Here is a 25,165-nt window from a genome sequence, read left to right on the forward strand (position 1 = left end):
TTTTAGAAGCGGTAGTAGAGAGTAAAGCCTAAATTTAGCAACATTGCCTGTTCTATTTTAAGACTGTCAATCGCAAAGGTAACTGAAAACCAGTCACTTTTATATTGAATCTCTTGAGCCGTATTTTCTAAGTAAGCTAAAAGTTATATGGCTTTAGTTACCGGCTAGTTTTAGAAGCGATAGTAGAGATTAAAGCCTAAATTTAGTAACATTGCCTGTTCTATTTTAAGACTGTCAATCGCAAAGGTAACTGAAAACCAGTCACTTTTATATTGGACCTCTGGGGCGGTATTTTCAATATCAAATGAAATCCGTGTTGATGAATTTTCGTGTGCGATATCGAATCCTAAATAATAAAAATTTTGCTCGCCCTGTCTTTTATAACGCGCTAGATAACTTATTTGCTCGCTGTGATGATAAAAACTGATAAAGCTTACGTGTTCAGGTAACTTAAACTGATGTTTGCTGGTTGTTTCTTTACCACGATAAACAGGTAAGTAGGCGACGCCGCCAACACTATTAATAAAAGTACCATCGGTATCTATATTACCCGCACTAAAGCCAGATTCGTCAACGGTAAAATGGTTATAGATATCTTTTAAGTCAGCGTTAATAGATAAGTATTGGCTTAGCTGCCAACGTAAATGAATATCAATCGTTATACCTGTGCCATCGGCATCCCAATCGTTACTATTGCGGCGTTTTAAAAAATTATTGGCAGTATAAAACTCATCTAATTGTGCAATGGCAGATATATTGCCATTAAGATCACTTGCAAGGGTACCCGTTAAGTTAGACTCCCTCGTGACATTTAAGTCCCAATAACCGACACGTATTTCACTACTAAAGTTTTCAAATTCATATTTATAGCCGATACGTAAACCATTACTACGCTGATGGAATAACTTTAATGCGATATGATATTTTTCTTGTGTGTCGAGTGCTAAATCTTTTCTGTCTAAATAGAATACTTGTGCTGTATCGGGATTTGAATAAACAAAATAATCATAGCGTTGTGCAACACTCAATGACAAGTGTTGCCAATAGCTGCTCATACCCACTTCATTTTGTGTAAAACCGTCACTAGCATTTTTTTCTGGTGATTGTCGCCAGTTGTCAGCAATAAGTTGCTTAACGGGTAAAATATTACTAAATGATTGGCTTGTGGTGAATACTTCAATTTTTGTTGAAGCTTGAGATAAAGTGGATAAAAATATCAATAGTAATAAATAATTAACGTTCATTAATTTCCTTAAGTTCTAGCGGTGTTTTCCATGATATTTATTGTAGCTAAACAAAGTTTAAGTTTAATAAAACAACTTAACTTATAAGTAAAAAAATACCAGTCACACACATGACTGGTATTTTATCTCTACTCTTTGTTTAGCTAATGATGGAGGTTACAATGTTTCGGTTGTTTCATCGGTAAATATAAACCAAATGACACCATCACGATCTTCTATATCTGCAACTTTAGTTGCTGAAGAACCTACTACAATACTACCAATAACATCGGATGTTGAATCTTCCACATCATTCATTATGAGTAATACACCTTCGCTGTTATTTACACTAAAAGCGCCTTCTTCATCAGTTTTCATATGGGCAACAAACTTACGCATATTCTCATCGCCAGGCAATTTGTAACTCATTTCAAGATCGAACTTACCGTCATCAAAAGCGGTACGTTGACCTGATAGCATTAAGTTTACTTGGTAATCACCTAAAGTTGCTTCCAATGAGAGCGCAGCACTTAAATCTAAGAATACATCTTCGTTTTCTAATGATTCATCACTATCTGGATGTGTGTTAACACCAGAAAAGGTTGTACTCCCTATAACTATTGAAGCAATATCTTCGGTTGATAGTTCTGCTTCCACTGAACCTACACCGTCGATATATGTTGTTAAGTAAGATCCTCTTCCATTCACTATAAACTGCTTATAAGCTTCTAAAGCATTTGTTGTTGAAAAAGGATTAAAAGGTATCTGCCAATGAAGCTCAGCACTCTCCCAAGTATCAAATGCATAAAAAGGATTCTCTATTAAAGCGATGCCATCTTCATCAACTAATACGCCTTCATCATTGATGTAATCGCTATATGTGTATGATTGAGTAAAGTAATCAGCTAAACCATCATTATTTTCATCAATAGGAGTGATTCGAACTAATAGATAAAACTCATCATCGATACCAAAAGAAGCGTGTCGGTTTATTAAGACTTCTTCTACATCTAAATCAACATCATTCGTTGAAAAAGTTCTTATATCTGTAACCTTGTCTCCGATATTACTTGTTACATGGCGAGTAAAGGTAAAGTTAGCCGTGTTGGTATAATCAACACCATAGACTCGAGTATAAGTATCGTCTTGTACGGTAACTGTGTTGCTGTCATCACTCACCGTTATTGTAAATACATCTTCAATTGGCAAACTCGAAGTAATATTTGCAGCAATTACTGTGACACCCCCTTCAGCGATTGCAGAATAATCATTATCGTTAAAGAAAACTGATGCACGAGCACCTGTCGTTAAGTTAGTTTCAAGTTCATTACGTTCAAATGCTTTAGTCTCAAATATAAATGCATCTGCTGCATTCGCTATTGAAGCGGGGTACATTCTATGTAATTCCATCAATTCTTCAAATGTATCATAGCTACTTGAGCCCCATTCAGGTGTTACTAAATCATGAACTTCACCCTCATTATTAACTAAAGCGTAATCGTCATTGATTGTAGAACCCGAATAGCCTTTCCAAGTGTAACTATCAGCAACGCCATCACCATTTTCATCATTTGGAGTAACTGTTTCGAAGAAAGCCCATTCGTCTAAATTGGTTGCAGTATCAAAGCCAGCCATTGTGCCATATGTTCGAGGAATTCGTGTTGTAGTGTTGACTCGATGTGGTGTTTCAGTAGATACATCTGGATTCCAAATTGTTTCTTCGCTACTCCAAGCACCTTGTGTGTCATGAGAGGTAAAAACAAAAGTATAATCGACAGGTTGAGACATTAACTTTGAAGATATTGCATTCAGAGTGTTTTTATCATCAGATACGGTAATCGTATACATATCGGCAACCGGAGCGCCAATATATTTAAATTCAGGAGCTTCGTAATTTTCTAAGTTTTTAATGTTAACAGTTAAAGTTGCTCTAATTAAGTTACCTTCTAACGAGCTAAACCCACCACTTAAGGTTAGCATTTCTGGAAGAATATTAGTTTCGGTACTCTTTAAGTATCGATCAACTTCACGCACAGGGTTACCATTTTCATCCCTAATAATTATGTAATTTTCATCTCTTGCATATTCTTCAACAGCATCTAAAACATGTGATTTAACCGGCATTAGCTTAGTTTTAATCATGCCGGTAAAAGCGACAGGGTCTATTACCGTATCACTTGCTTTTTGTTCTAAGATAACTTCAAGCGATAACTCTCCAGAGGTTATTTCTCCTGCGTAGGTATCATCTTCAAGTGAGGTTCGACTGATCGCACTATCAAGGTTAACTTTTGCGAAGCTGCCCTGAGTTAACGATAGCATGGCACCCGCTGATTCAATTGAACCATCAAGGTTTAAAACAATGCTTAAGCCGTCTTCAGCAAAAACAGCAGAAGCATTTAAGCTGATTTTTTCACTACCTGAAGTGGCACTGATTTTAAATAATATGCCACCATTAGCGGTTTCTTCATCAAGCGTTATAGAACCTACTGCACCATCAATACTCAAAAATGGGTCTATTGGGAAGGTTCCCTCCGTAATGGTGCCTGCTTCATACCTTATGCCCATTTCTGATAAGGCGTCGGTAACGTCTGCTAGTAATAAAAAGCTCGCTGCTTCAGCCTCAACCATTAAACCAGCACTATCAATGAGCTCGATGTACTTGTCGCCTTCGGTGGTTATACCGGTATTGGCTTCTTTACCTACTTCAAATAAATGACTAAAGAGACGCACGTCAGCAACCATAGCTTTTGCTTTAGCAATAGCATCACCTGTTGTTGGTACTTCCGTTTCAGGCTCACTGCGGCCATCTTCATCTTCATTGGCCTCTTCATATTCTGATTGGTTTTCTAAGGTGATTTCTTGTTGGTCAAGCTCGCCCAGTATTTCACTGTTATCTTGGCTTGATAATATCGGATCTGCTGCTATCGCTTGGGCTGCAGCAGCTGCGACATCGCCAGCACTATCAAGAACTTCAACTAAAGACAGTTCAAAACCTTCATCGTTATCATCTTGATGTACCAGTAATGCGCCATTGTGTTCGACTATATCTTCAATAACATCGGCCAATCTATTCGATAAAACACCCGTAGCATTTTCTTGACCGGCAAACAAAACAGACATAATGCCAGCATTGATCAAGCCGTAGCGTAACTCATTAACATTATCTTCAGCTGCAACACTGGCTGCATTTTCGACAGCCGTTGGCTCAAGTGCCGTTAAACTGCCCATAATATTAAAAGCATTGGCAATAATAGAAGAGTGCGCTTGTATTGTCGTTTCACTAACTCCGCTTTCATCGGCTTCTATAAGTGCTGCGGCTAAATGGGTGAGTGCTGAAACATTTACATTTGCGGTCCCTGCATTATCACTCCCTACGGTTGAAATCGCTGATAATACTAAGGTTGGATCAACAGTGGTTAGTGCTATTGGAGTGCCATGGGCTAATTCACCACAACCTGCAGGAGCATCACATATCATCGTGGTGTTTTCACCAACAGATAATTCTACTTTGATAGCGCCGTCGTAATCTAAAAGGGTAATGGTATAGCTACCATCATCTTCAGTAATAATTGAAGATGCAGCTAACTCGGCATCTTCAAGTTTAACCGCTTTTCCGTCAACGTATTTATAAACAGTAACCACAGCGTTTGCTATTGTGCCTTTTATCGCTTTACCTTTGATAACGGTTTGTATGAGTACCGGAGCCGGTGGTGGTGCTATTGTAGGGGGTTTAGTACTAGAGCTACTCGAGCCACCACAAGCGGTGAGGGCTGAAATTAGCGCAAGAGAAATAATATTTTGAGTAAATTTCATTAAATAATCCTTATTCATGTATGAGAAATATATCACGTATATTATTTAAGCAGATAAAGACAAATTTTTAAAGAAAAAACAATAATTAGTCGTAATAATCTAAGAATAATTAGAAGGGAAGATAAGGGGGATAAATATTAAGTCACTAATAATTAACTATTATCAGTGACTTTTAGTGGGAGTTTTAACAATATCTAGCGTTCAATAAAATGGGTTATTTTATCAATAATACCTTTGCTATCTAAGCCAAGCTCTTGATGAATCTCTTGTTGGGTACCATGCTTGATAAAGGTATCAGGTAAGCCAATATTTAATATTTTAATCGCAACACCTTGGCTTAATATATATTCATTGACTGCTGAACCTGCGCCACCCGCAATTGCATTATCTTCAACGGTCACAATAACACTATGGCTTTTTACAATGTGGTCGATAAGTGTTAAATCAAGTGGTTTTATAAAACGCATATCAATGAGCGTCGTATTTAATTGTTGAGCCGCTATCTTGGCTTCATCAAAGGTGCTACCAAAGTTTAAAATGGCGACCTTCGGCTCAGCACCATCAGTAGTTGTTTCTAAAATAGTTTTTGCTTTACCTATTTCAATTGTCTCACTGATTTCAGGTAAAGGCGCACCGTTACCAGACCCTCTTGGATAACGAACGGCCGCAGGACCATCATGCTTAAAACCCGTGCTGAGCATCAATTGACATTCTCGTTCATCCGATGGTGCCATAATAACAATATTTGGAACACAACGCATAAAGCTTAAATCAAATGAGCCTTGATGAGTTGGCCCGTCTGCGCCAACAATACCGGCTCGGTCAATCGCGAACAAAACGGGTAAGTTTTGGATCGCCACATCATGAATGAATTGATCGTAACCACGCTGTAAAAAGCTTGAATAAATAGCGACTACCGGTTTTTTACCGCCAATAGCGAGACCCGCAGCAAAAGTTACCGCGTGTTGTTCTGCAATCGCGACATCAAAGTACTGCTTAGGAAAGCGCTGACTAAATTCAACCATGCCAGAGCCTTCACCCATGGCAGGTGTTATGGCTATTAGTGAATCATTATTTTCTGCTGTTCTGCACAGCCAATCGCCAAATATTTTTGAATAAGTGGGTAAACTTGGCTTACTCTTTGGCAAACTCGTTTGTGCGGGATCAAATTTAGGGACAGCATGATATTTTATCGGGTCTTGCTCTGCTGCGTGATAACCTTTGCCTTTTTTAGTGGCAATATGAAGGATTTGAGGCCCTTTTAAGTTACGCATATTAGTAATGGTATCAACCAAACCATTGACATCATGACCGTCAATAGGGCCAATGTAATTAAAGCCTAACTCTTCAAAAAAAGTACTGGGTACAACCATGCCTTTTAAATGTTCTTCTGCACGACTTGCTAATTCTTTAATAGGTGGAATACCCTTAAGTATGCGCTTACCACCCTCGCGTATTCCTGTATATAGACTGCCAGATAACAATCTAGCAAAGTGATTATTCAATGCACCAACATTTTCTGAAATTGACATTTCATTGTCATTTAAAATAACCAGCATATCGCTTTTAATATCACCAGCATGATTTAACGCTTCAAAAGCCATACCTGCTGTCATTGCGCCGTCACCAATAACAGCAACAACTTTACGATTTTTGGCTTCTTGTTCTGCAGCAACAGCCATACCGAGTGCCGCAGAGATAGACGTGCTTGAATGGCCAACACTTAATACATCATATTCACTTTCTTCACGCCACGGAAAAGGGTGCAAACCATCTTTTTGACGAATAGTATGCAGTTGATCGCGCCGACCCGTTAAAATTTTATGTGGATAAGCTTGATGGCCAACATCCCATATCAGATGATCAAAAGGCGTTTTATAAACATAATGTAATGCGACCGTTAATTCTATTGTGCCTAATCCAGAAGCAAAATGGCCACTACTTTTACTTACAGAACTTAATAAGTAACTACGCAGTTCTGTACTGGCCTGAATTAGCTGGCTTTTATTTAACATGCGCAGATCGTCAGGAGAATTTATATTGGCCAATAAAGGGTAGTCGGCAAGATTTATAGTCATATTTATTTTGTTTATTCTTTAAATTGCAAGATCAAGATCAATGAGCGCGTTTGATAATAAACGTCGCAAATTGAGCTAAGTTATCTGTATTGTAGGGTAAAGTTGCTAAAGCTTGAAGTGCTTGTTGATATAAGTTGTCAGCTTTTTGTTGAGCGCCCTGTAAACCTAATAGCGCAGGGTAGGTACTTTTATTAGAGGAAACGTCTGAACCTGCTGGTTTTCCTAGCTCTTCCTCACTAGAAATAATATCAATTATATCATCGCGCACTTGATAGGCTAAACCAATATGATCAGCATAAACGGCGAGTTGGTGCTTTTCATCGGCAGAAATATCGTTACTTAACTCTGTAACCATGGTCACAGAAGCTTTTAACAACGCACCTGTTTTTAGTGAATGTAGTTTTTCTAGTTCAACTAAAGTGATCACTTTATCGGTCGCAGAAATATCAAGTGCTTGTCCACCGCACATGCCTTGATAACCGGAAGCATTGACTAATTGACGGATTAAGCTAATACGTTTTGATTCAACCGCGGCGCTAAAGTTATGATTAACTAAAATATCAAAGGCAAGGGTCTGTAAACTATCACCCGCTAAAATAGCGGTCGCTTCATCAAACGCTTTATGACAAGTTGGTTGCCCACGACGTAAATCATCATCATCCATCGAAGGTAAGTCATCATGAATTAATGAAAAAGCATGGATACATTCTAATGCTGCCGCAATACCGTCAACGTCAGATAAGTTAAGTCCCAGTGCATCACCAGTAATATAACTTAAATAAGGACGCATGCGCTTACCACCAATTAATAAGCCGTATTGCATTGCTGATAGCAATTTTTGATCATTTATTTCATAAGCGGCTAATTTGTTGGCAAGGTATTCATTAATGCGCGTTTGATAAAAGTCGAGTTGATATAATTGGGTCACTAATTACTACCCAAACTTTCTGAGTCAACTTCGTTTTCAAAATCTTCAAGTTGAGCTTTACCATTTTTAGTCAGTAAAATTTGAATCTTTTGTTCAGCATTTTTTAACTTTTCTTGACTGGCTTGGCTGAGATTTAAGCCGCGCTCAAAAAGAGTCATTGAATCTTCTAAACTCAACGCTCCTTGTTCTAAATTCTGAACAATAGTTTCAAGTTCTAAGAGTGATTCTTCAAAGCTTAAGTTTTCTATTTTTTTCTTAGCCATCATCGAGGGTTCAGTGAATAAATATCTAGGCGCAAATTTATACCAAACGCCTTAATTAATCAATAAACTTCAAATGCTTTTGCCCCTTAATGACTATCATATACTTTGTATTGTCGGTCATCTTACGACTATCATAGCGCTTATATTTATCGTTAACGCGCTGCAGTTAACGATAACTAGATAAATATAAATTGGGTTAGCTTAAATATAGCGACTAATTACTTAAGTTATTGACAATATGGGCGATAATAAACTTATAGAACCGTAAGCCATTCATATGCCGTTTTAACTCTGCGCTTTGGATGGTTACGGTTAAATCACGAGTGTGGATAAGAATATAAGTATTCGCGTATCGTAATACCTTAATGTATTATCAAATAATACGACTATCCGTATCATTTTTTTGTGGAGACTTTTTTGTGGATATAGCAACAATATTAGGTGTAGTAGGCGCAATAGGTTTACTCATTATGGCAATGATGTTGTCTGGTGATATCGGTATGTTTATTGACGTTCAGTCAGTTATTATTGTTTTTGGTGGTTCAATATTTGTTGTTTTATCTAACTATAATCTTGGTCAGTTTTTTGGAATTGGGAAAATTATAGGTAAGGCTTTTATGTTTAAAATTGAACAGCCTGACGACCTTATTGAAAAATCAGTTGAAATGGCTGACGCCGCTCGTAAAGGGGGGTTTTTGGCTTTAGAAGAAGCAGAGATAACTAACGGCTTTATGCAAAAAGGGGTCGATATGTTGGTCGATGGCCACGATGCAGATGTCGTACGTGGCACACTAAAAAAAGATATAGAGCTTACTGCTGAACGCCATGAAACAGGCGTAGGTATGATGATGGCACTTGCTGATGTGGCACCCGCGATGGGCATGATTGGCACCTTAATTGGTTTGGTCGCGATGTTATCAAACATGGATGACCCCAAATCTATTGGTCCAGCAATGGCGGTTGCACTACTAACAACCCTATATGGAGCATTCCTCGCTAACGTTATTGCCATTCCTATAGCGTCAAAACTCAAGCTTCGCCTTGCCGAAGAAAAAATGAACCAGGAGCTTATTCTTGACGCTATTCTGGGTATTCAAGACGGACAAAATCCACGTGTCATCGAAGGGTTACTTAAAAACTATCTTGCTGAAGGTAAACGTGCTGTAAATACCACAGAAGAAGAGTAACGGGAGTAATTTATGGCTGAAAAATGTAAATGTCCACCTCCGGGGCTTCCCGCTTGGATGGGTACTTTTGCTGACTTAATGTCACTATTGATGTGCTTTTTCGTTTTGCTGTTATCTTTTTCTGAAATGGATGTTTTAAAGTTTAAACAAATTGCAGGTTCGATGAAGTTTGCCTTTGGTGTACAAAATAAGATTGAAGTAAAAGATATTCCTAAAGGCACCAGTATTATTGCGCAAGAATTTCGCCCAGGTAAACCTGAGCCAACACCTATAGAAGTTATTCAACAGCAAACCATGGAAATGACCCAACAGATGTTAGAGTTTCAAGCAGGTGATGAAACGTCTGCTGGTGGTCGACAAGAACAACGAGGTACAGAACGTGGTGGACAATCACAAAGTACTGCAGATGAAATGTCAGCCCAAGCAATGCAAAAGGCTCAAGACGAATTAGAGCAGGCTTCGCAAGAGCAGGTAAATGAATTAGTTAAAAAAATTGCTGATCAATTAGAGCAACAAATTCAAGATGGTGCCATAGAGCTTGAATCTCTCGGACAACAAGTGATTATTCGTATTCGTGAAAATGGTTCTTTTCCTTCGGGTTCTGCTTTTTTACAACCACAGTTTCGCCCTATTATTAGAGAAATAGGTGAGCTACTCAACACGGTTCCAGGTGAAATTATGGTTTCAGCACACACAGATGATCGCGGTATTAGTTCAGAGTTATTTTCTTCAAATTGGGATTTATCAAGTAAACGAGCTGTCGCTATTGCTCATGAATTAATTAAAGTCCCTGAGTTTGACCAGTCACGTTTATTGGTTGTTGGTCATGCCGATACAAGACCGGTAGTGCCTAATACTAACGCGCTAAATCGCAGAAGAAACCGTCGTGTTGAGATTTCAATTAACCAAGGTAAAGCAAAGGAAACCGAACCTGTTTCTATTATTAAATAATAAATTAAGCCGATAAATTCAACTATCGTGGTGGCGTTAAGTGATAAACCCCCGTTTATTGCTTAGCGTACATTTTTCAACTTACTCTTCATTTCAACTTACTCTTTATTTCAATTTCGTGTATAATTCGCGCCATTATTTTTGTCGGCCGATTATGGCCTTTAGTCTAGTTTTATATTTAGGGTCGTTTGTTCATGAAATTCATCGTAAAACTCCAATCTGAAATTGCTGTAAAGAGTCGCCCGGTTCGTAAGCGCTTTACTAAAATTTTAGAATCCAGCATTAAAAATGTTTTACGACGTGTTGATGAGCAAATTACCACTCAGGCAAACTGGGATAATATAGAGGTTAATACTAAAAATAACTGTCCTAAAAATCGTTTGGCACTTATTGATACCTTAAAATGCGTGCCGGGCATCGCTCATTTTCTTGAAGTTCAACAAACAACCTATACAGATGTGCATAATATTTTTGAAAAAACATTAGCAGCACACGAAAAGACAATTGAAAATAAAACGTTTTGTGTAAGAGCCAAACGAATTGGAACACACGACTTCAATTCCTTGCAAGTTGAACAGTATGTTGGCGGTGGTTTAAACGAGCACGTTGAATCCGCTAAAGTTAAATTGAAAAAACCTGATGTAACTATTCGATTAGAAATAAAAGATGAATACTTATTTATTGTCACAGAACGACATCAAGGACTAGGTGGTTTCCCAATAGCAAGCCAAGAAGATGTTTTATCATTAATGTCAGGTGGTTTTGATTCGGGTGTATCAAGTTTTCAAATGATCAGAAAGGGTGCTCGTACTCATTACTGTTTCTTTAACTTGGGTGGCGCTGCGCATGAAGTTGGCGTAAAACAAGTGAGTTACTACTTATGGAATAAATTCGGTGCATCACACAAAGTAAAATTCTTTTCGGTTGATTTTGAACCGGTTGTTGCTGAAATTTTAGAAAATGTTGAAAACGGTCAAATGGGCGTTATTCTAAAACGTATGATGATGCGTGCTGCTGCGAAAATAGCGAAAAGAGCGAATATAGAATCTTTAGTTACGGGTGAAGCGTTAGGTCAAGTATCTAGTCAAACATTAACTAATTTAAATGTGATAGACCGAGTTACTGATACGTTAATTCTCCGTCCATTAGTCGCTTATGATAAACAAGATATTATTGATATCGCCCGTAAAATTGGTACAGAAGACTTTGCTAAAACTATTCCGGAATATTGTGGTGTAATATCAAAGCGCCCAACCATTAAAGCGGTATTATCTAAAATTGAAGCAGAAGAAGAAAACTTTGATTTTGATGTTTTAGACAAGGTTGTTGAAGCAACGCGTATGTACGATATACGTGATATTGGTAAAGAAAGTGAAGAAGAAATTCATGCAGTTGATACAGTAGACGATCTTCCTAGCGATTCAATCGTTATTGACATTAGAAGCCCTGATGAAGAAGACGAAAATCCTCTAGAACTTGAAAACGTCAACGTTGTTCATATTCCTTTTTATAAGCTATCTAATAAGTTTAGTGAGCTAGAGCAAGACAAAGAATATTTACTGTATTGTGATCAAGGTATAATGAGTAAGCTACAAGCACTTTACTTAATTGGTGAAGGCTATAAGAACGTTAAAGTTTACCGTCCTTAATATGACTCGGTAACTCGGGTCAATATTTATCCTCAAGTGCTTTAACAGCTAACCATAGTTGAGTATTCATCGCTGTGGTTAGTTTATGTTTCTCCCCTAAACGGTGAATGTAACCGTTGATATACTCTATTTCTGTACGACGTTTATTACGCACATCAGCGCGCATCGAAGAGGTGTTTCTATTGGTACTTTTAGCAACATTATGGATTAACTGTCGTAATAAAATTTCACTTAATATTACGCCTTCCTTCGTCGCTACAGCAACGACTTCACTGATAATATTTTCGGTCATTCTTTGGTAAGCTTTTTGATTAACTTCACCATTTTCAATGTCGTTTAGTGCTGAAATAGGGTTGATCACACAGTTAATGGCTAACTTTTTCCATTGCGCTTGTTGAATATTTTCTTGCCAGCTAAGCTGTTTCAGGCTTTTATTAAGGTGTTCTAACAATTGCTTTTGCTTTATTGAGTCAAGTGTCCCATAAATAATACCCAGATCGCTATGGCCCATACCGGTATGTTTAACATGATAAGGGGCGACTTTTTTAGCGCCTTGCGTAAGTAACAAAGCCAATAAACATTGTGATGGTTTAAGTCTTGGGTTAATTTCTTCGAGAGTTCCTAAACCATTGTGGGTAAGAATAATAACTGCATCGTCACTGATTAAATGATCAACAGCTTTCATTGCTGCGGTGACTTGATAAGATTTTACACAAAAAATTATAACGTCAGCACTGGCTAGTAATTGGTTATTAGCCATTGTAAATGGAAAGCTTTTTGCAATATCATTCACTTCACTAAAAAGGTAATCAGATAATGTTGTTGGCGTTGACGGTAATAATGACACTAAGTTATCACCTTGTTGGTTAATTATCGCTTGAGAAAGCCGATGATAACAAAGTAAACCTATTGCACCTTGGCCAACAATAACAATATTCATCTTATTTTTTTATGCCTTTGGGCTGTTGATAAAGTAAAAAAAGCCATTGAAGAACAGCAAAGAAAGATATGCCGACAACATCAGCGACAAAGTCAAAAAATTCCCCGCTGCGAAAGCCTAAGTAATACTGGCTTAATTCAGTCAATGCACTATAAAAAAATAAACAAATAACCGTATTGATTAAAGGTAGTTTCATCAAACCAACTAAAATCCAAGTCAGACCAAAAAAACCAATAACATGGCCAATAGTATCTATTTGTATTTTATTAATAACGGTGGTTTTTAAATCATTAGGGATCAAAAAAATCAGTGCTAATACCAGTAAAAAAATTAATATAATTAGTCGTTGCATGTAACGTTTCATTAAGGGGGAATTTCATGAAGTCATTAGTTTAGAATTATTCATCATAACATGTGAAAATAGCGGTTGCGATCACCTTTACCCGCTAGTGGTAATCTTGCTAAGATTGCCAACACTTAAATTATTGAATTATCGAAAGGTCAAGATCATGCCCTCAATGGATATCGTTTCCGAAATTAATTTGGAAGAAGTAAGAAATGCAACTGAAAACTGCAAGAGAGAATTAGAAACGCGTTTTGATTTTCGTGGTGTTGAAGCGAGCATTGAATGGAAAAAGCCCAATGTAGTAGTAAAAGCTGAAGGTGACTTTCAAATAAAACAACTGGTAGATATGGTGCGCGTGCAGTTGGCAAAGCGTAATATCGATGCTAAAGCCCTTACCCTTTCTAATACCGAACATACAGGTAGAACCTTCACTCAAAATCTTTCATTTAAAGAAGGTATTGAACAGCCTATCGCTAAAAAAGTCATTAAGTTAATTAAAGACAGTAAGTTAAAAGTACAAGCGGGCATTCAAGGCGATCAAGTACGGGTGACTGGTAAAAAACGTGATGATTTACAAGCGGTCATGCAATTAATTCGTGAAGGCGATCTAGAGCAATCTTTTCAGTTTAATAACTTTCGCGACTAATACCGCGCTTTCTTCATACATTCAGTCTTTGAAGGGTGAATATCTTAATACTAAAAAACAGCACTATCGGTGCTGTTTTTTTATACGTTTACTTTTTGTTTTACCCGGTAAGTAATCTTATCTTTACAAGTACACGATGATTTTAGTGACAAATTGCTTACCTTTAGACAATTAACGCTGTTGTTTTGATGACACATTAAGTAGATTAACCGCATTCTAATAATAATAAAGATTACGTTTAATGAGTGTTTCAAGAGGTGGGTTTAGTTCTCGGATTGGTTTTATCATGGCAGCGGCAGGTTCCGCTGTTGGTTTAGGCAATATTTGGGGATTCCCAACACAAACAGCAAGTAATGGTGGTGCTGCTTTTGTTTTAGTTTATTTAGTTTTAGCCTTTTGCTTAGCTTACCCTGCATTTATGGCCGAATTATTGATAGGCCGATACGGGCAAGCGAATGCAGTTAGCTCGTTAGAAAAAATGTCACGCAGTCTTTGGCAGAAAAAATTCGCCTTCTTTGTGGGTTTTGGAGGCATAGTTTGTGCGGCACTTATTCTTAGTTTTTATGGAATTTTAGCGGGCTGGATGATGTCTTATGCCGTTGAACCCGTTTTAACCTTTGTTGGTTTAAGTGATGCAGCGCAATGGGTTATTTCACAATCTTTGTGGCGTAATTTAGGCTTTACCGCCTTATTCATGGTCTTGACCGTTTTTATTATTCGCCATGGCGTTGAAGATGGTATTGAAAAATGGTCAAAACGTTTAATGCCAATGTTGATCGGTTTATTAATACTGTTAATTATTTATGTTGTTACCTTAGATGGTGCAGCTGAGGGATTAAATGCTTATTTGAACCCTGATTTTTCCCGTGTATTTGAAGCTGATTTATTAATTAGCGCATTAGGGCAAGCCTTCTTCTCTTTGTCACTAGGCACCAGTGTGATGATTATTTATGGTTCATATATTTCTAAAAAAGAGAATTTAATTACCCTAGGTGCACAAGTTACGCTTATTGATGTGTCTATCGCATTCCTAGCCGGCTTATTAATTATTCCTGCTATGTATGTTGCTCAAGCACAAGGCGTAGCGATATTTGCTGATGATGGCAGTTTAATCAATGGTTCAAGTCTGGTCTTTACTGTTTTACCCAGTTTATTTGAAAGCATGGGTAATATGGGCAGTTTTGTCGCTTTTGCTTTCTTCTTATTAATGTCTATTGCCGCTTTAACATCTTCTATTTCAATGCTTGAAGGACCGGTATCTTACGTGGTTGAGCGTCATGACCTTCCAAGAGAAAAAGCGACCACCTTAATTGGTATTGGTATTTTCTTATTGAGTGTGGTTATCGTTTTAAATATTGAAACTATGCTCGATTTTGTTGCCATTGCTGCTACGCAATATGGGCAACCGATTATAGCGATGCTATGTTGTGTCTTTGTTGGCTGGATTTGGCATAGAAATGATGTGCTTATGGAGCTTAAGCAAGGTCATGATAGTGCAGAGCATAGTGTGTTTTGGAAAATTTGGCCTTGGTATACCAAGTTTGTTTGTCCAACAGCGATAGGTGTCGTGTTTATTCATTCATTAAATCTTTTTTAAAACAGTAGAATTTAAAAATGAACATAAAAAAGCGAGCTTAGCTCGCTTTTTTTATGTTCACAGTCTCAGTGAATTGGTTAGGATGACTATGCGTTAGTTAGTAGAATGGTGTTTTTCTTTCACCTTTGTCGTCATGCTGAATTTATTTCAGTATCACGATGACGCTTTCAATAGGAGGCAATTGTTAGCTTATATTTGGCCAAGTAAGTGACCAAGGGGTCTTAATGGCCGCTAATTGTTGTTGGCAAGATTCACTTAAATATTTTTCTCCAGAAGATGGGCAAAGTACAAATTGATATTTTTCCCCATCTAAAGTGAAGCTCAGCGCGTATGCATGTAAATAACCACGTTGCTCTTGATAAGCATCTTGCGTTGCGTAAAGTGGATCACCGAGTATTGGAGAGCCAATACTGGATAAGGCAACACGTAGTTGGTGGGTTTTACCACTTCGCGGTTTTAATAAATACAAACGCTGACCATCGCTTAGTGAATACGACAAGAACTGTGTAATCGCGGGGTTGACTTGTGTTCGCAGTAATTTCCACATACCTCGGCGACTTTTTTCCATATCGCCTTTAATCAAACCTTGTTTTTTCTTAGGTTTTTTATCACTGATCGCCAGGTAATATTTTTCAACCTTATGTTGTTCAAATAACGTTTGAAACTCTTGCGTAGTCGCTAAGTTTTTTGCAAAAATCATTAAACCTGAAGTCATTTTGTCAAGGCGATGCACCGGGAATAAATCATCAAATTTACCTTGCGCTTTTCCTTGTTTTTTAACTTGGTTGAAAAACCCTTGCTCAAGGTCGCCTTCATCATGGAAGTTAACATCGGCTGGTTTCTCTACAATAATAAAATTATTGTGTTCAAAAATTATATTAATCGATTGCACTTATGAAAGCCTTAATCCTACCAAGATATAAAGAATAATCGTGAGCACAGCACCAAATAATGCATATGGTAATTGTGTCTTAACATGCTCGAAATGATCACAACCACTGGCGATTGATGCAACCACGGTTGTATCAGAAATAGGAGAGGCGTGGTCGCCAAATACGCCACCACCTAACACAGCAGCGACTAAAAACTCTATGGGTAACCCGCTTTGTTGAGCGATAGGTACAGCAATAGGCACCAATATAGCAAAAGTCCCCCAAGAGGTTCCTGTTGCGAAAGCCATTAACGCCGCGGCAATAAAAATAACGGGTGCCATTAAAAATAACGGCAGTTCAACATTAAATAACTCACTGACATAAATACCTGTGCCCAAACCTTTTATTGCGTCACCAAAAGCAAATGACAACACTAAAATGGCAACAGCAGGAAACATATGTTTAATGCCTGCAGCGGAGCTGAGGGTTATTTCTTTAACACTAAGGAGTTTATTCAAGGTAATTAATAGCACTAATAAAATAAAAGCGCTGATGATTGACCAAAACACAGCAAATGAGCCTGAGCCACGGCGTATGTCGCCATCACCTGTTATCCATAATAAAATTAGGGTCAATGCTAATAACGTTAATAAAGGCAACCACATGATATAGGCTGGCGCTATTTGTTTTACAGTATCTTGTTGCTGCTCGGTTACCAAAGACTCTGCTCTTTTCATCGGACCATAAATTTTTCCGCTGTAGGCGGTATAAAAAGCCAATAAAATAGCGATTATTGCGTAAAAGTTATAACTAACCGTACCGATTAAAATACCCACTGAGTCGGCAAGTTGATAGTCATCAAGTAACCCTAATACATAAGCACCCCAGCCATTTACTAATAATAAAATGCTTACTGGCGCGCAAGTTGAGTCAATTAGGTAGGCTAGCTTTGCGCGGCTCATTTTGTATTTATCAAAGAGTTTCTGACTAGCCATACCCGCAGTAAACATACTTAAATTAGTATCGGTAAAAATACTGGTACCAATAATTGTCGGCAGCATACTTGCTTGTCGAGCGTTTTTGACTAAATTTAATGAGGACAGTTTTTCGATAAAACCATTAACCGCGCCTGATTTATTCATTAGGGTCACTAACGCGCCAATTAATAAACTAAAACTAACGATATAAAGGTTATTGGTAGAAGTGAATACACCACCAATCGCCAAAAAACCATCGGTTAAGCCCGTTAGTATTTGCCAGTTTGTCGACATGATACTTGCTAAAATTAAACCGCAGAATAAAGCTAATAGAGCGTTTTTTCGCCAAATGGCAATAACAATAGCAACAAGTGGAGGAAGTAATGATAAAGGACTGTCTTGCATGATTTTAACTATTTTCTTATTATTATCTTATAAGGCACTTTACCGTAAGCGCTAATGTTTAGAAACTGCTTTGTAAGAGATTCATACAAATTTGATTAGTTTTATTTTGAAAATAAAATTAGCGTATTACGGTCTAGTGCTTTTAGAAAATGAATGTTTATTTTGAGGATGTCACTTAAGATTGATTTTTAATACGATAAAGTATTGAAAAGTTAATTATTACCCTCAAATAGTCAATAGCAGCTACGCTTAATGTATTAGGGATTATTTTTGAAACTTTCTTTTGATGACTATGTAATGGCATTTAGCCAAGATGAACATTTATCTTCCTTAACAGGTATTGGGCGAGGCATAGAACGAGAAGGTTTACGCGTTTTACCTGAAGGACGTTTGTCATTAGCCCCCCACCATAAAAGCTTAGGCGCTGCGTTAACACATCCTAATATCACTACGGACTACTCAGAAACGTTATTAGAGTTTATTACACCGGTGAGTTTTGATCCCGAAACAACTATCGCGCAATTACAAGATATTCAAAAATATACCTTAAGTAAAATTGATGGCGAACTGCTGTGGCCAATGAGTATGCCATGCTTTGTTGATAATGATGACGCTATACCGCTAGCAAACTATGGTTCATCAAACGTAGGTCAAATGAAAACAGCCTATCGTCAAGGACTAAAAAATCGCTACGGTAGTATGATGCAGGTTATTTCTGGTATTCATTTTAATTTCTCATTTTCTCAAGATTTTTGGCAAAGTATGCAAAAAATTTCAGAAAATAAGGCACCAATAAATGATTTTATATCAGAAAAGTATTTTTCATTATTACGTAACTACAAACGATATTGCTGGTTGATACCTTACCTTTACGGTAGCTCGCCCACTATTTGTGGTTCATTTTTGAAAAATAAAACTACCACGTTACCTTTCAAAAAGTCAGCGAGTGGTTATATGTACCTTGAGTACGCTACATCGTTGAGAATGAGTGATTTAGGTTACACCAACAGCGAGCAAGCATCGTTGAAAATTTGTTATAACGATTTAAATGGTTATTTAGATGGTGTACAAAATGCGATTAATCTACCTTCAGAAAAATTTGCTGCCTTTGGTGTAAAGGTTAACGGAAAATACCAGCAACTTAACAGTAATATTTTACAGATTGAGAATGAACTTTATGCGCCTATTCGGCCTAAGCAAGTTGCTAAATCTGGAGAAAAACCCTCAGAAGCATTAAGAAATAGAGGGGTTGAATATATTGAAGTACGCGCCCTTGATGTTAATCCATTCTCTGATACGGGAATAAGCATTGAGCAAGTTTATTTTCTCGATGTTTTTATTACCTATTGTGCCTTAGCAGACAGCCCTTTATTTACTTATCAACAACAAGAAAGCTGCGATGCCAATATGGACGAAGTTGTTGTTCGAGGCAGAGATCCTCTTTTACTACTCAATGATAATGGTTGTGATAAATCAGTGAAAGCCTGGGGCAGTGAAATTTTCCAACAAATGCAGAAAGTCGCAATCTTATTAGATAGTGCTTATGGCAGTGAAAAATATAGTCAAGCGGTCGCCAATGAACAACAAAAATTGCTTGATCCCAATTTAACACCTTCCGCTAAATTACTTGATTGTGTGGTAAATCAAAATCAAAGCTTAACGGGTATCGCTTTGCAAAAAGCACAAGACTATCGTCAACAGTTACTAGCGGCAGATTATCAGGTGTTTAATGAGCAGTATTTTATTGATGCGGCAACAAAATCACATCAAGGACAAAAGGATATTGAAAACGCCGACCAAGTAGACTTTGATACTTTTTTAGCTGATTATTTTGGTAAATAGGCTTTAATAATTACTCGCCAAAATAGCGCGTTAGTTAACGTGCTATTTCATTTTTCACTCCTGACAATAAAACTCTTGTTCAAGTATAACCGCTCTTGTAAGCCCCATTTCCTTGTCGTGTTGACTTTACTCATTTCATTTTGCTAAATAATAGCCAAAAAAAAACGCATTACTTAAAAAAGCATGCGCAATAAAAACATAATAACTGCTAATAACTAAGGGAAACATAAACACTTATAAAGTAAGAGTGTTAGTTGTGGTTTTAGTTCCATTTATTTAGCTATTTTTTATTCATTGTTTTATCGGCAGAGTCATTGGTGATTAAATCGCTTATTACAGATAAAATGCTAATCAAAGTTTACTGGAATTTAGGCAAAAAAAAACGCATTACTTAAAAAAGAATGCGCAATAAAAACATAACAACTGCTAATAACTAAGGGAAACATAAACACTTATAAAGTAAGAGTGCTAGTTGTGGTTTTAGTTCCATTTATTTAGCTATTTTTATTCATTGTTTTCTGGGCAGTGTCGTTGGTGATTAAATCGCTTATTACAGATAAAATGCTAATCAAAGTTTACTGGAATTTAGGCAAAAAAAAACGCATTACTTAAAAAAGAATGCGCGATAAAAACATAACTACTAAGGGAGAAACATAAACACTGCTAAGTAAGAGTGGCCGTTCTAGTTTTAGTTCAATAATGTTTCATTTAAAATGAAAATATTTTTTACAATACTACTCTCACTATTATCTAGTTGGTATAAAGTCTTCTTTCTGGCATGATAACAATATCCAATCCAATAACGTACTGATGTTATGTCGTTTATTAAACCTTTTCTTATTTCATTGTTCAGCATCATACTCCTCTCAAGTTGTGCTACATCACCGCCAAAAAATCCTGAAAATATCTGTGAAATTTTTCGTGAACACCGTGATTGGTATTTTGCTGCCAAAGAAGTGCGTGAGCGTTGGGGAGTGCCTATCCATGTGCCCATGAGTATGATGTTCCAAGAAAGTTCATTTAGAGCCGATGCTTTGCCTCCTAGAGACTATTTACTGGGTTTTATCCCTTGGGGTCGGGTAAGTACTGCTTACGGTTACTCTCAAGCAAAAACGATGACTTGGGATGATTATATTAAAGAAACAGACAATTCTGGCGCCGACCGTGATGACTTTGACGACGCTATCGATTTTATGGGTTGGTTTATATTTAAAACACAGAAAATTAATAAGGTCTCTAAATGGGATGCTTACAACCAATATTTAAATTATCACGAAGGTTGGGGGGCTTTAAGCGTCGCTCTTATAAACAGAAGCCTTGGCTGGCAAAAGTCGCCCGCAAAGTCGATAACCGAGCACGGCGCTACAGTAGCCAATTAAAAAGCTGTGAAGCAGATTTAAATCATGGTTGGTTGTGGCGGTTATTTTTTGCTTAAAGTTTATTTGTCGATATAACTGTCATTAGCTTTGTGAGCATGGTCTTTTATAAAAAGGTCATGCTTTTTAGTTTTAGGGCTAAATTAAAGCCAATGATTGTTCACCGAGTTACATAACATAAGTAGTGATAACATGTAGCATAAATAGTGCTTATATAATCTCTTTTCAGTAAAAATGCTCGCAAAGGCTTATGTTTCTTATTATAAAAATTATTGTAAAAAAAACTTCATAAATATTAAAGAAAGGCATTGCATTATTTGAGGGCTGGCTCTTATTGGGCTGTGTTTTGTTATCCACAGAAATTGTGGAAAAATCATTATTAGATCCGGTGGTGTGAATAACTCTGTGAATAACTTTGTGGCTTGCTGCTATTATCCACAAAAGAAGAAATAAGAGTATCTAAAAGTAATTGTTACTATGATAAGAATTTCATAAAAAAAGGCCTTAAAATGATGATTTAAGGCCTTGTGTTATATCTGTGGTGTAACCAAACTTGCTACTTTTCTTTATCATTATCGAGATAAAGTTCAGGAAGGATCCTAACTGTTTTGATCATATTATCTGAGACATCAACAATTTCTAAAGGGTAACCTGCTATACGTACACTTAAATTAGCTTCTGGTATATCTTCTAAATATTCGATAATTAAGCCGTTTAATGTTTTAGGACCATCGGTAGGGAAATTCCATGTCATTTCTTTATTAATATCCCTTACCGTAGCACTACCATCGACTAAATAACTGCCATCAGGTTGTGCATTAACCTCTTCACTTGTCGTCGGCGTCATCGTTGTTGTAAAGTCACCAACGACTTCTTCCAAAATGTCTTCTAGGGTTACTAAGCCTTGAATGTCACCATATTCATCGACGACTAAGCCTAATCGTTCTTTAGCATGCTGAAACTTTAATAGTTGCACATTCAGGGTGGTGCCTTCGGGAATAAAATATAATTCTTTTATTGCTCTGATTAAGGTGGTTTTAGTAAATTGATTTTTGAATAAGAGTTTCAAGGCATCACGTAGATGAATATAACCGACAACATCATCCATATTGTCTCGATACAATAAAACACGGGTATGGTTAGATTGTGCCAGTTGTTTTTGAATCTTTTTCCAGTCATCATTAATATCAATGCCCACTAACTCATTACGTGGGATCATAATATCTTCAACGGTCACTTTCTCTAAATCAAGAATACCCACCAGCATATTTTGATCGCGCTCGGGTAGCATAGCTCCAGAGTCATTAACAACGGTTCTAAGTTCTTCTGAGCTTAAACTGTGATGAACACGTTGTTCAGAACTTACACCGATTAATAGCAATAAACCGTTAGTGATCCAATTTACAGCAACAACTAAAGGGAACAGCACCTTCAATAAAACCGATAAGACAACTGAGCTTGGAAAAGCGATTTTTTCAGGGTATAGCGCCGCTAATGTTTTTGGGGTTACTTCAGAAAATATTAGCACAACAAGTGTTAATGCAATGGTTGCAACTAACACCCCCATGTCACCAAATAAACGTAAGCCTATAATAGTGGCTATCGCAGAGGCCGCAATATTAACAAGATTATTGCCAATGAGTATTAAACCAATTAAACGATCTGGACGCTCTAATAATTTACTGACGCGTTTAGCACCTTGATGATTTTGTTTTTCTAAATGACGAAGTCGATAGCGGTTAAGCGACATAATGCCAGTTTCAGATCCTGAAAAATAGGCTGATAGAATAATTAGAATGCCAAGAATGGCAAAGAGCATTTCCGTTGATATGTTGTCCAAAAAAGGAACCCTATGTTGTGTTATAGATAGTCATTAAGTAGGTTATATACTTAATGACCATTATTTTGATAATTTACAGTAAAATAAATTCTTTAACAAATCGACTACCGAAATATGCCAATGTTAATAAAGCACTACCGGTAACCATTAATATTAATACTCGATGTCCGCGCCAACCCCTATTGTAATGACCCCAGAGGATCGTTGAATAGACCAGCAGGGCTAATACAGACAATATTGTTTTATGTAAGTTTTCGTGTGAGATCATCCCATCTAAAAATAAGAAGCCAATCACTTGGCTGAGTAATAAAAAACTCGTGCCAATACTTAATATAATAAAAAGCTGACCTTCAACTTGCATCAGTGGCGGTAAATGACTGACCGCCGCCAAATTTTTTGTTTTTAATTTAAAATGGATATAAGCCACTTGAAACGCATAAAGTGTCGCAATGACCAGCGTACAATAAGAGAGCAGTGCAAGCGTCACATGGCTTATTACACTTAATTGATGATTAATTAACGGGGCTTGTTCTACACTCGTTATGAAGACCATCAAAAATTGCCAAATACCCGCAAAACCATAAATAACCGGTAAGAGTAGATTCACCTTAAAACGCAAGGCAAATGCAGAGACCGATAAACAAATAATTAAACTGACTAAAGAAATAACGTTAGGCAACGCAAAGTTAATATCCGCTTGAGCAACTAAAAACTGTGCATTACTTAACGTGTGAAGCACCATAGCTAAACAGCCAAAAAATAATACAAAAACTAAATTCGGCCCTTTAGGATGAAATAAACGTAATAACATTGCAGAAGTTGCCACAGCATAAGCAAAAAATGCAATTAAAGAACAAATATCCGAAAAACTCACAACGTGCTCCCACACAAGAACTTAAAAGTTAGGTATTTATACCTGCAAACGATTCTATCAGAATGCGGGTAATACACCCTATATTAAAACTATAAAACTAATTTTCTTAAAGGCTTTATCGATAAAAAGGCAATTAACCCTGCGCAAGTTAACCCAAACCAAAAGGGCAGTAATTCATGGCTATGTTGCATTTGCTGGGTAATATTAATATCAAAAAACGCCAAGCCCCAATCAAGTAATAAGCCAAAGCCAATTGCACATAACGAAATACCTAATAAATACCGGATTAAAACACTGCTGCCCATTTCATTTTTAATGACGCCCAATGTTGAAATGTTGGTTGCAGGGCCAGCCATCATAAAGACCAACGCCGTGCCAGGAGATATACCGGCTAAAATAAAGCCCGCGGCGACAGGGGTCGATGCAGTGGCACAAATATACATAGGGATTGATATAACGATCATCACTAACATTGCGCCTAAACCACTTCCGTAGCTAAGTAAAAAAGAGGCGGGTAAAAATGTTTTTATTAACGTGGCAAAAACTAAACCGACTAATAACCAGATAATAATATCGTCAATCAATTGCGTTGCCGCGTAATGAATACCTGAGGTGGTTTTATTGATAAAGCTTGCAGACTTTGTTGGTGGTGCGGTTGTTTTTTCACTGGCACAACATGAAGGCTTTACATTTTGTGTCGCAAGTACAGGTTCATTAACTACTTTTTTCTTACTTGGACAACAACTAGGTGCATCTTCTACTGCTGATTTGGGCAGAGTAATATCTTCTTTCTTTATCGTTGAAACCAATAAGCCAGTAATAATAGCAGAAAATATCGCTGTTATTGGCCGATAAATAGCAAACACTGGCCCTAATAAAGCATATGAAACAGAAACAGAGTCAACGCCTGTTTCTGGGGTCGCAACTAAGAAGGATGAGGTTGCCGAAGCGGAAGCGCCACTGCGACGTAATTCAGTCGCAACAGGGATAACACCACATGAGCATAAAGGTAAAGGTGCGCCAATGAGTGCGGCTTTAATAATAGCGAGTTTCCCTTCGCCTAAATGTTGACTTAAAATTTTAGTGGGTACCCAAGACTTCATTAAACCAGCGATGAGTAAACCTAATAATAACCAAGGACTTGCTTCAGCACTTAGGGCTAAAAAGTTTGTCAGTAATGCAGATAAATATTCCAAGACAGTCACTATATTAATTATATAAAAGTTAAACCAACCTACAGCTTACCATACTTATATTAAGGTGCATTAGTCGTTATCAAATAACGACGATTTATTTATCTGATCTGCTGTTCTTTACTCTTGTAGTTAATTGATAAATCTAACGCTAATGAGTATGAA

At 37.2% G+C, this 25,165-nt stretch carries 18 protein-coding genes and 1 pseudogene; 7 read left to right on the top strand and 12 right to left on the bottom strand.

Features of this window, described 5'->3' with window-relative positions; translation table 11 throughout:
• Positions 1-170: 170 nt before the first annotated feature.
• The 5 genes from A3Q34_RS13715 to A3Q34_RS13735 form a co-directional block, all read right to left on the bottom strand.
• Positions 171-1,244 carry a hypothetical protein gene (locus A3Q34_RS13715; protein ID WP_070375863.1) on the bottom strand — a complete coding sequence of 358 codons (1,074 nt, stop codon included), beginning with the start codon at positions 1,242-1,244 and terminating at the stop codon, positions 171-173.
• A gap of 156 nt (positions 1,245-1,400) precedes the next feature.
• The gene (locus A3Q34_RS13720) at positions 1,401-5,036 is read right to left on the bottom strand and encodes a hypothetical protein (RefSeq protein ID WP_070375864.1); all 3,636 of its coding nucleotides are present in this window, start codon (positions 5,034-5,036) and stop codon (positions 1,401-1,403) included.
• 194 nt (positions 5,037-5,230) lie between these two features.
• Positions 5,231-7,114: a 1-deoxy-D-xylulose-5-phosphate synthase gene (dxs, locus tag A3Q34_RS13725; protein ID WP_070375865.1), complete on the bottom strand. Its 1,884-nt coding sequence runs from the start codon at positions 7,112-7,114 to the stop codon at positions 5,231-5,233.
• Positions 7,115-7,151: 37 nt separating this feature from the next.
• Positions 7,152-8,042 carry a (2E,6E)-farnesyl diphosphate synthase gene (ispA, locus tag A3Q34_RS13730; RefSeq protein ID WP_070375866.1) on the bottom strand — a complete coding sequence of 297 codons (891 nt, stop codon included), beginning with the start codon at positions 8,040-8,042 and terminating at the stop codon, positions 7,152-7,154.
• Complete coding sequence (locus tag A3Q34_RS13735; RefSeq protein WP_070375867.1) at positions 8,042-8,305, bottom strand: exodeoxyribonuclease VII small subunit; 264 nt, start codon at positions 8,303-8,305, stop codon at positions 8,042-8,044. Before A3Q34_RS13735 ends, ispA begins: the two co-directional genes overlap by 1 nt.
• 419 nt (positions 8,306-8,724) lie before the next feature.
• Between A3Q34_RS13735 and pomA the strand changes: the two genes are divergently transcribed.
• From pomA to thiI, 3 genes are all read left to right on the top strand, one after another.
• A complete protein-coding gene (pomA, locus tag A3Q34_RS13740) occupies positions 8,725-9,492 on the top strand; it encodes a flagellar motor protein PomA (protein ID WP_070375868.1) in 768 nt (255 codons plus the stop codon).
• Between the two features lie 12 nt (positions 9,493-9,504).
• Positions 9,505-10,443 (top strand): flagellar motor protein MotB, encoded by a 939-nt coding sequence (locus tag A3Q34_RS13745; protein WP_070375869.1) that lies wholly within the window; start codon positions 9,505-9,507, stop codon positions 10,441-10,443.
• Positions 10,444-10,637: 194 nt separating this feature from the next.
• Entirely contained in the window at positions 10,638-12,092 is a 1,455-nt protein-coding gene (gene thiI, locus A3Q34_RS13750; protein ID WP_070375870.1) for a tRNA uracil 4-sulfurtransferase ThiI, read from the top strand.
• Between the two features lie 19 nt (positions 12,093-12,111).
• Here thiI and A3Q34_RS13755 read toward each other — a convergent pair whose 3' ends face one another.
• Both A3Q34_RS13755 and A3Q34_RS13760 read right to left on the bottom strand, forming a co-directional pair.
• Entirely contained in the window at positions 12,112-13,032 is a 921-nt protein-coding gene (locus A3Q34_RS13755) for a ketopantoate reductase family protein (protein ID WP_070375871.1), read from the bottom strand.
• A gap of 1 nt (position 13,033) precedes the next feature.
• On the bottom strand, positions 13,034-13,384 hold the full coding sequence (locus A3Q34_RS13760; RefSeq protein WP_070375872.1) for a VanZ family protein: 351 nt from the start codon (positions 13,382-13,384) through the stop codon (positions 13,034-13,036).
• A 157-nt stretch (positions 13,385-13,541) separates the two neighbouring features.
• Between A3Q34_RS13760 and A3Q34_RS13765 the strand changes: the two genes are divergently transcribed.
• A complete protein-coding gene (locus A3Q34_RS13765) occupies positions 13,542-14,024 on the top strand; it encodes a YajQ family cyclic di-GMP-binding protein (RefSeq protein ID WP_070375873.1) in 483 nt (160 codons plus the stop codon).
• Positions 14,025-14,265: 241 nt separating this feature from the next.
• Positions 14,266-15,621, top strand: coding sequence for a sodium-dependent transporter (locus A3Q34_RS13770; RefSeq protein ID WP_070375874.1), 1,356 nt, complete (start codon positions 14,266-14,268; stop codon positions 15,619-15,621).
• Between the two features lie 184 nt (positions 15,622-15,805).
• Here A3Q34_RS13770 and A3Q34_RS13775 read toward each other — a convergent pair whose 3' ends face one another.
• Both A3Q34_RS13775 and A3Q34_RS13780 read right to left on the bottom strand, forming a co-directional pair.
• On the bottom strand, positions 15,806-16,513 hold the full coding sequence (locus A3Q34_RS13775) for a TIGR01621 family pseudouridine synthase (protein WP_083278023.1): 708 nt from the start codon (positions 16,511-16,513) through the stop codon (positions 15,806-15,808).
• Positions 16,514-17,875, bottom strand: a complete 1,362-nt coding sequence (locus A3Q34_RS13780) for a Na+/H+ antiporter NhaC family protein (RefSeq protein WP_070375875.1) — start codon at positions 17,873-17,875, stop codon at positions 16,514-16,516.
• A gap of 270 nt (positions 17,876-18,145) precedes the next feature.
• Here A3Q34_RS13780 and gshA point away from each other — a divergent pair, with 270 nt between their 5' ends.
• Both gshA and A3Q34_RS13790 read left to right on the top strand, forming a co-directional pair.
• The gene (gshA, locus tag A3Q34_RS13785) at positions 18,146-19,717 is read left to right on the top strand and encodes a glutamate--cysteine ligase (RefSeq protein ID WP_331710915.1); all 1,572 of its coding nucleotides are present in this window, start codon (positions 18,146-18,148) and stop codon (positions 19,715-19,717) included.
• Positions 19,718-20,532: 815 nt separating this feature from the next.
• Positions 20,533-21,152 (top strand): annotated as a pseudogene (locus A3Q34_RS13790) (transglycosylase SLT domain-containing protein).
• A 497-nt stretch (positions 21,153-21,649) separates the two neighbouring features.
• Here the strand turns inward: A3Q34_RS13790 and A3Q34_RS13795 are convergent.
• The 3 genes from A3Q34_RS13795 to A3Q34_RS13805 form a co-directional block, all read right to left on the bottom strand.
• Complete coding sequence (locus A3Q34_RS13795; protein WP_070375876.1) at positions 21,650-22,933, bottom strand: HlyC/CorC family transporter; 1,284 nt, start codon at positions 22,931-22,933, stop codon at positions 21,650-21,652.
• A gap of 73 nt (positions 22,934-23,006) precedes the next feature.
• On the bottom strand, positions 23,007-23,807 hold the full coding sequence (locus tag A3Q34_RS13800) for a cytochrome C assembly family protein (RefSeq protein ID WP_083278024.1): 801 nt from the start codon (positions 23,805-23,807) through the stop codon (positions 23,007-23,009).
• A gap of 89 nt (positions 23,808-23,896) precedes the next feature.
• Complete coding sequence (locus A3Q34_RS13805) at positions 23,897-25,012, bottom strand: SO_0444 family Cu/Zn efflux transporter (RefSeq protein ID WP_231907360.1); 1,116 nt, start codon at positions 25,010-25,012, stop codon at positions 23,897-23,899.
• Positions 25,013-25,165 lie beyond the last annotated feature (153 nt).

The organism is Colwellia sp. PAMC 20917 (assembly GCF_001767295.1).
GTDB lineage: Bacteria > Pseudomonadota > Gammaproteobacteria > Enterobacterales > Alteromonadaceae > Colwellia_A.

Coding starts and splice junctions, on each gene's coding strand:
- dxs (WP_070375865.1), bottom strand. CDS start 7,114: ATGACTATAAATCTTGCCGACTACCCTTTATTGGCCAATATAAATTCT.
- A3Q34_RS13735 (WP_070375867.1), bottom strand. CDS start 8,305: ATGGCTAAGAAAAAAATAGAAAACTTAAGCTTTGAAGAATCACTCTTA.
- A3Q34_RS13770 (WP_070375874.1), top strand. CDS start 14,266: ATGAGTGTTTCAAGAGGTGGGTTTAGTTCTCGGATTGGTTTTATCATG.
- A3Q34_RS13765 (WP_070375873.1), top strand. CDS start 13,542: ATGCCCTCAATGGATATCGTTTCCGAAATTAATTTGGAAGAAGTAAGA.
- A3Q34_RS13780 (WP_070375875.1), bottom strand. CDS start 17,875: ATGCAAGACAGTCCTTTATCATTACTTCCTCCACTTGTTGCTATTGTT.
- thiI (WP_070375870.1), top strand. CDS start 10,638: ATGAAATTCATCGTAAAACTCCAATCTGAAATTGCTGTAAAGAGTCGC.
- A3Q34_RS13715 (WP_070375863.1), bottom strand. CDS start 1,244: ATGAACGTTAATTATTTATTACTATTGATATTTTTATCCACTTTATCT.
- A3Q34_RS13755 (WP_070375871.1), bottom strand. CDS start 13,032: ATGAATATTGTTATTGTTGGCCAAGGTGCAATAGGTTTACTTTGTTAT.
- A3Q34_RS13760 (WP_070375872.1), bottom strand. CDS start 13,384: ATGCAACGACTAATTATATTAATTTTTTTACTGGTATTAGCACTGATT.
- A3Q34_RS13745 (WP_070375869.1), top strand. CDS start 9,505: ATGGCTGAAAAATGTAAATGTCCACCTCCGGGGCTTCCCGCTTGGATG.
- A3Q34_RS13720 (WP_070375864.1), bottom strand. CDS start 5,036: ATGAAATTTACTCAAAATATTATTTCTCTTGCGCTAATTTCAGCCCTC.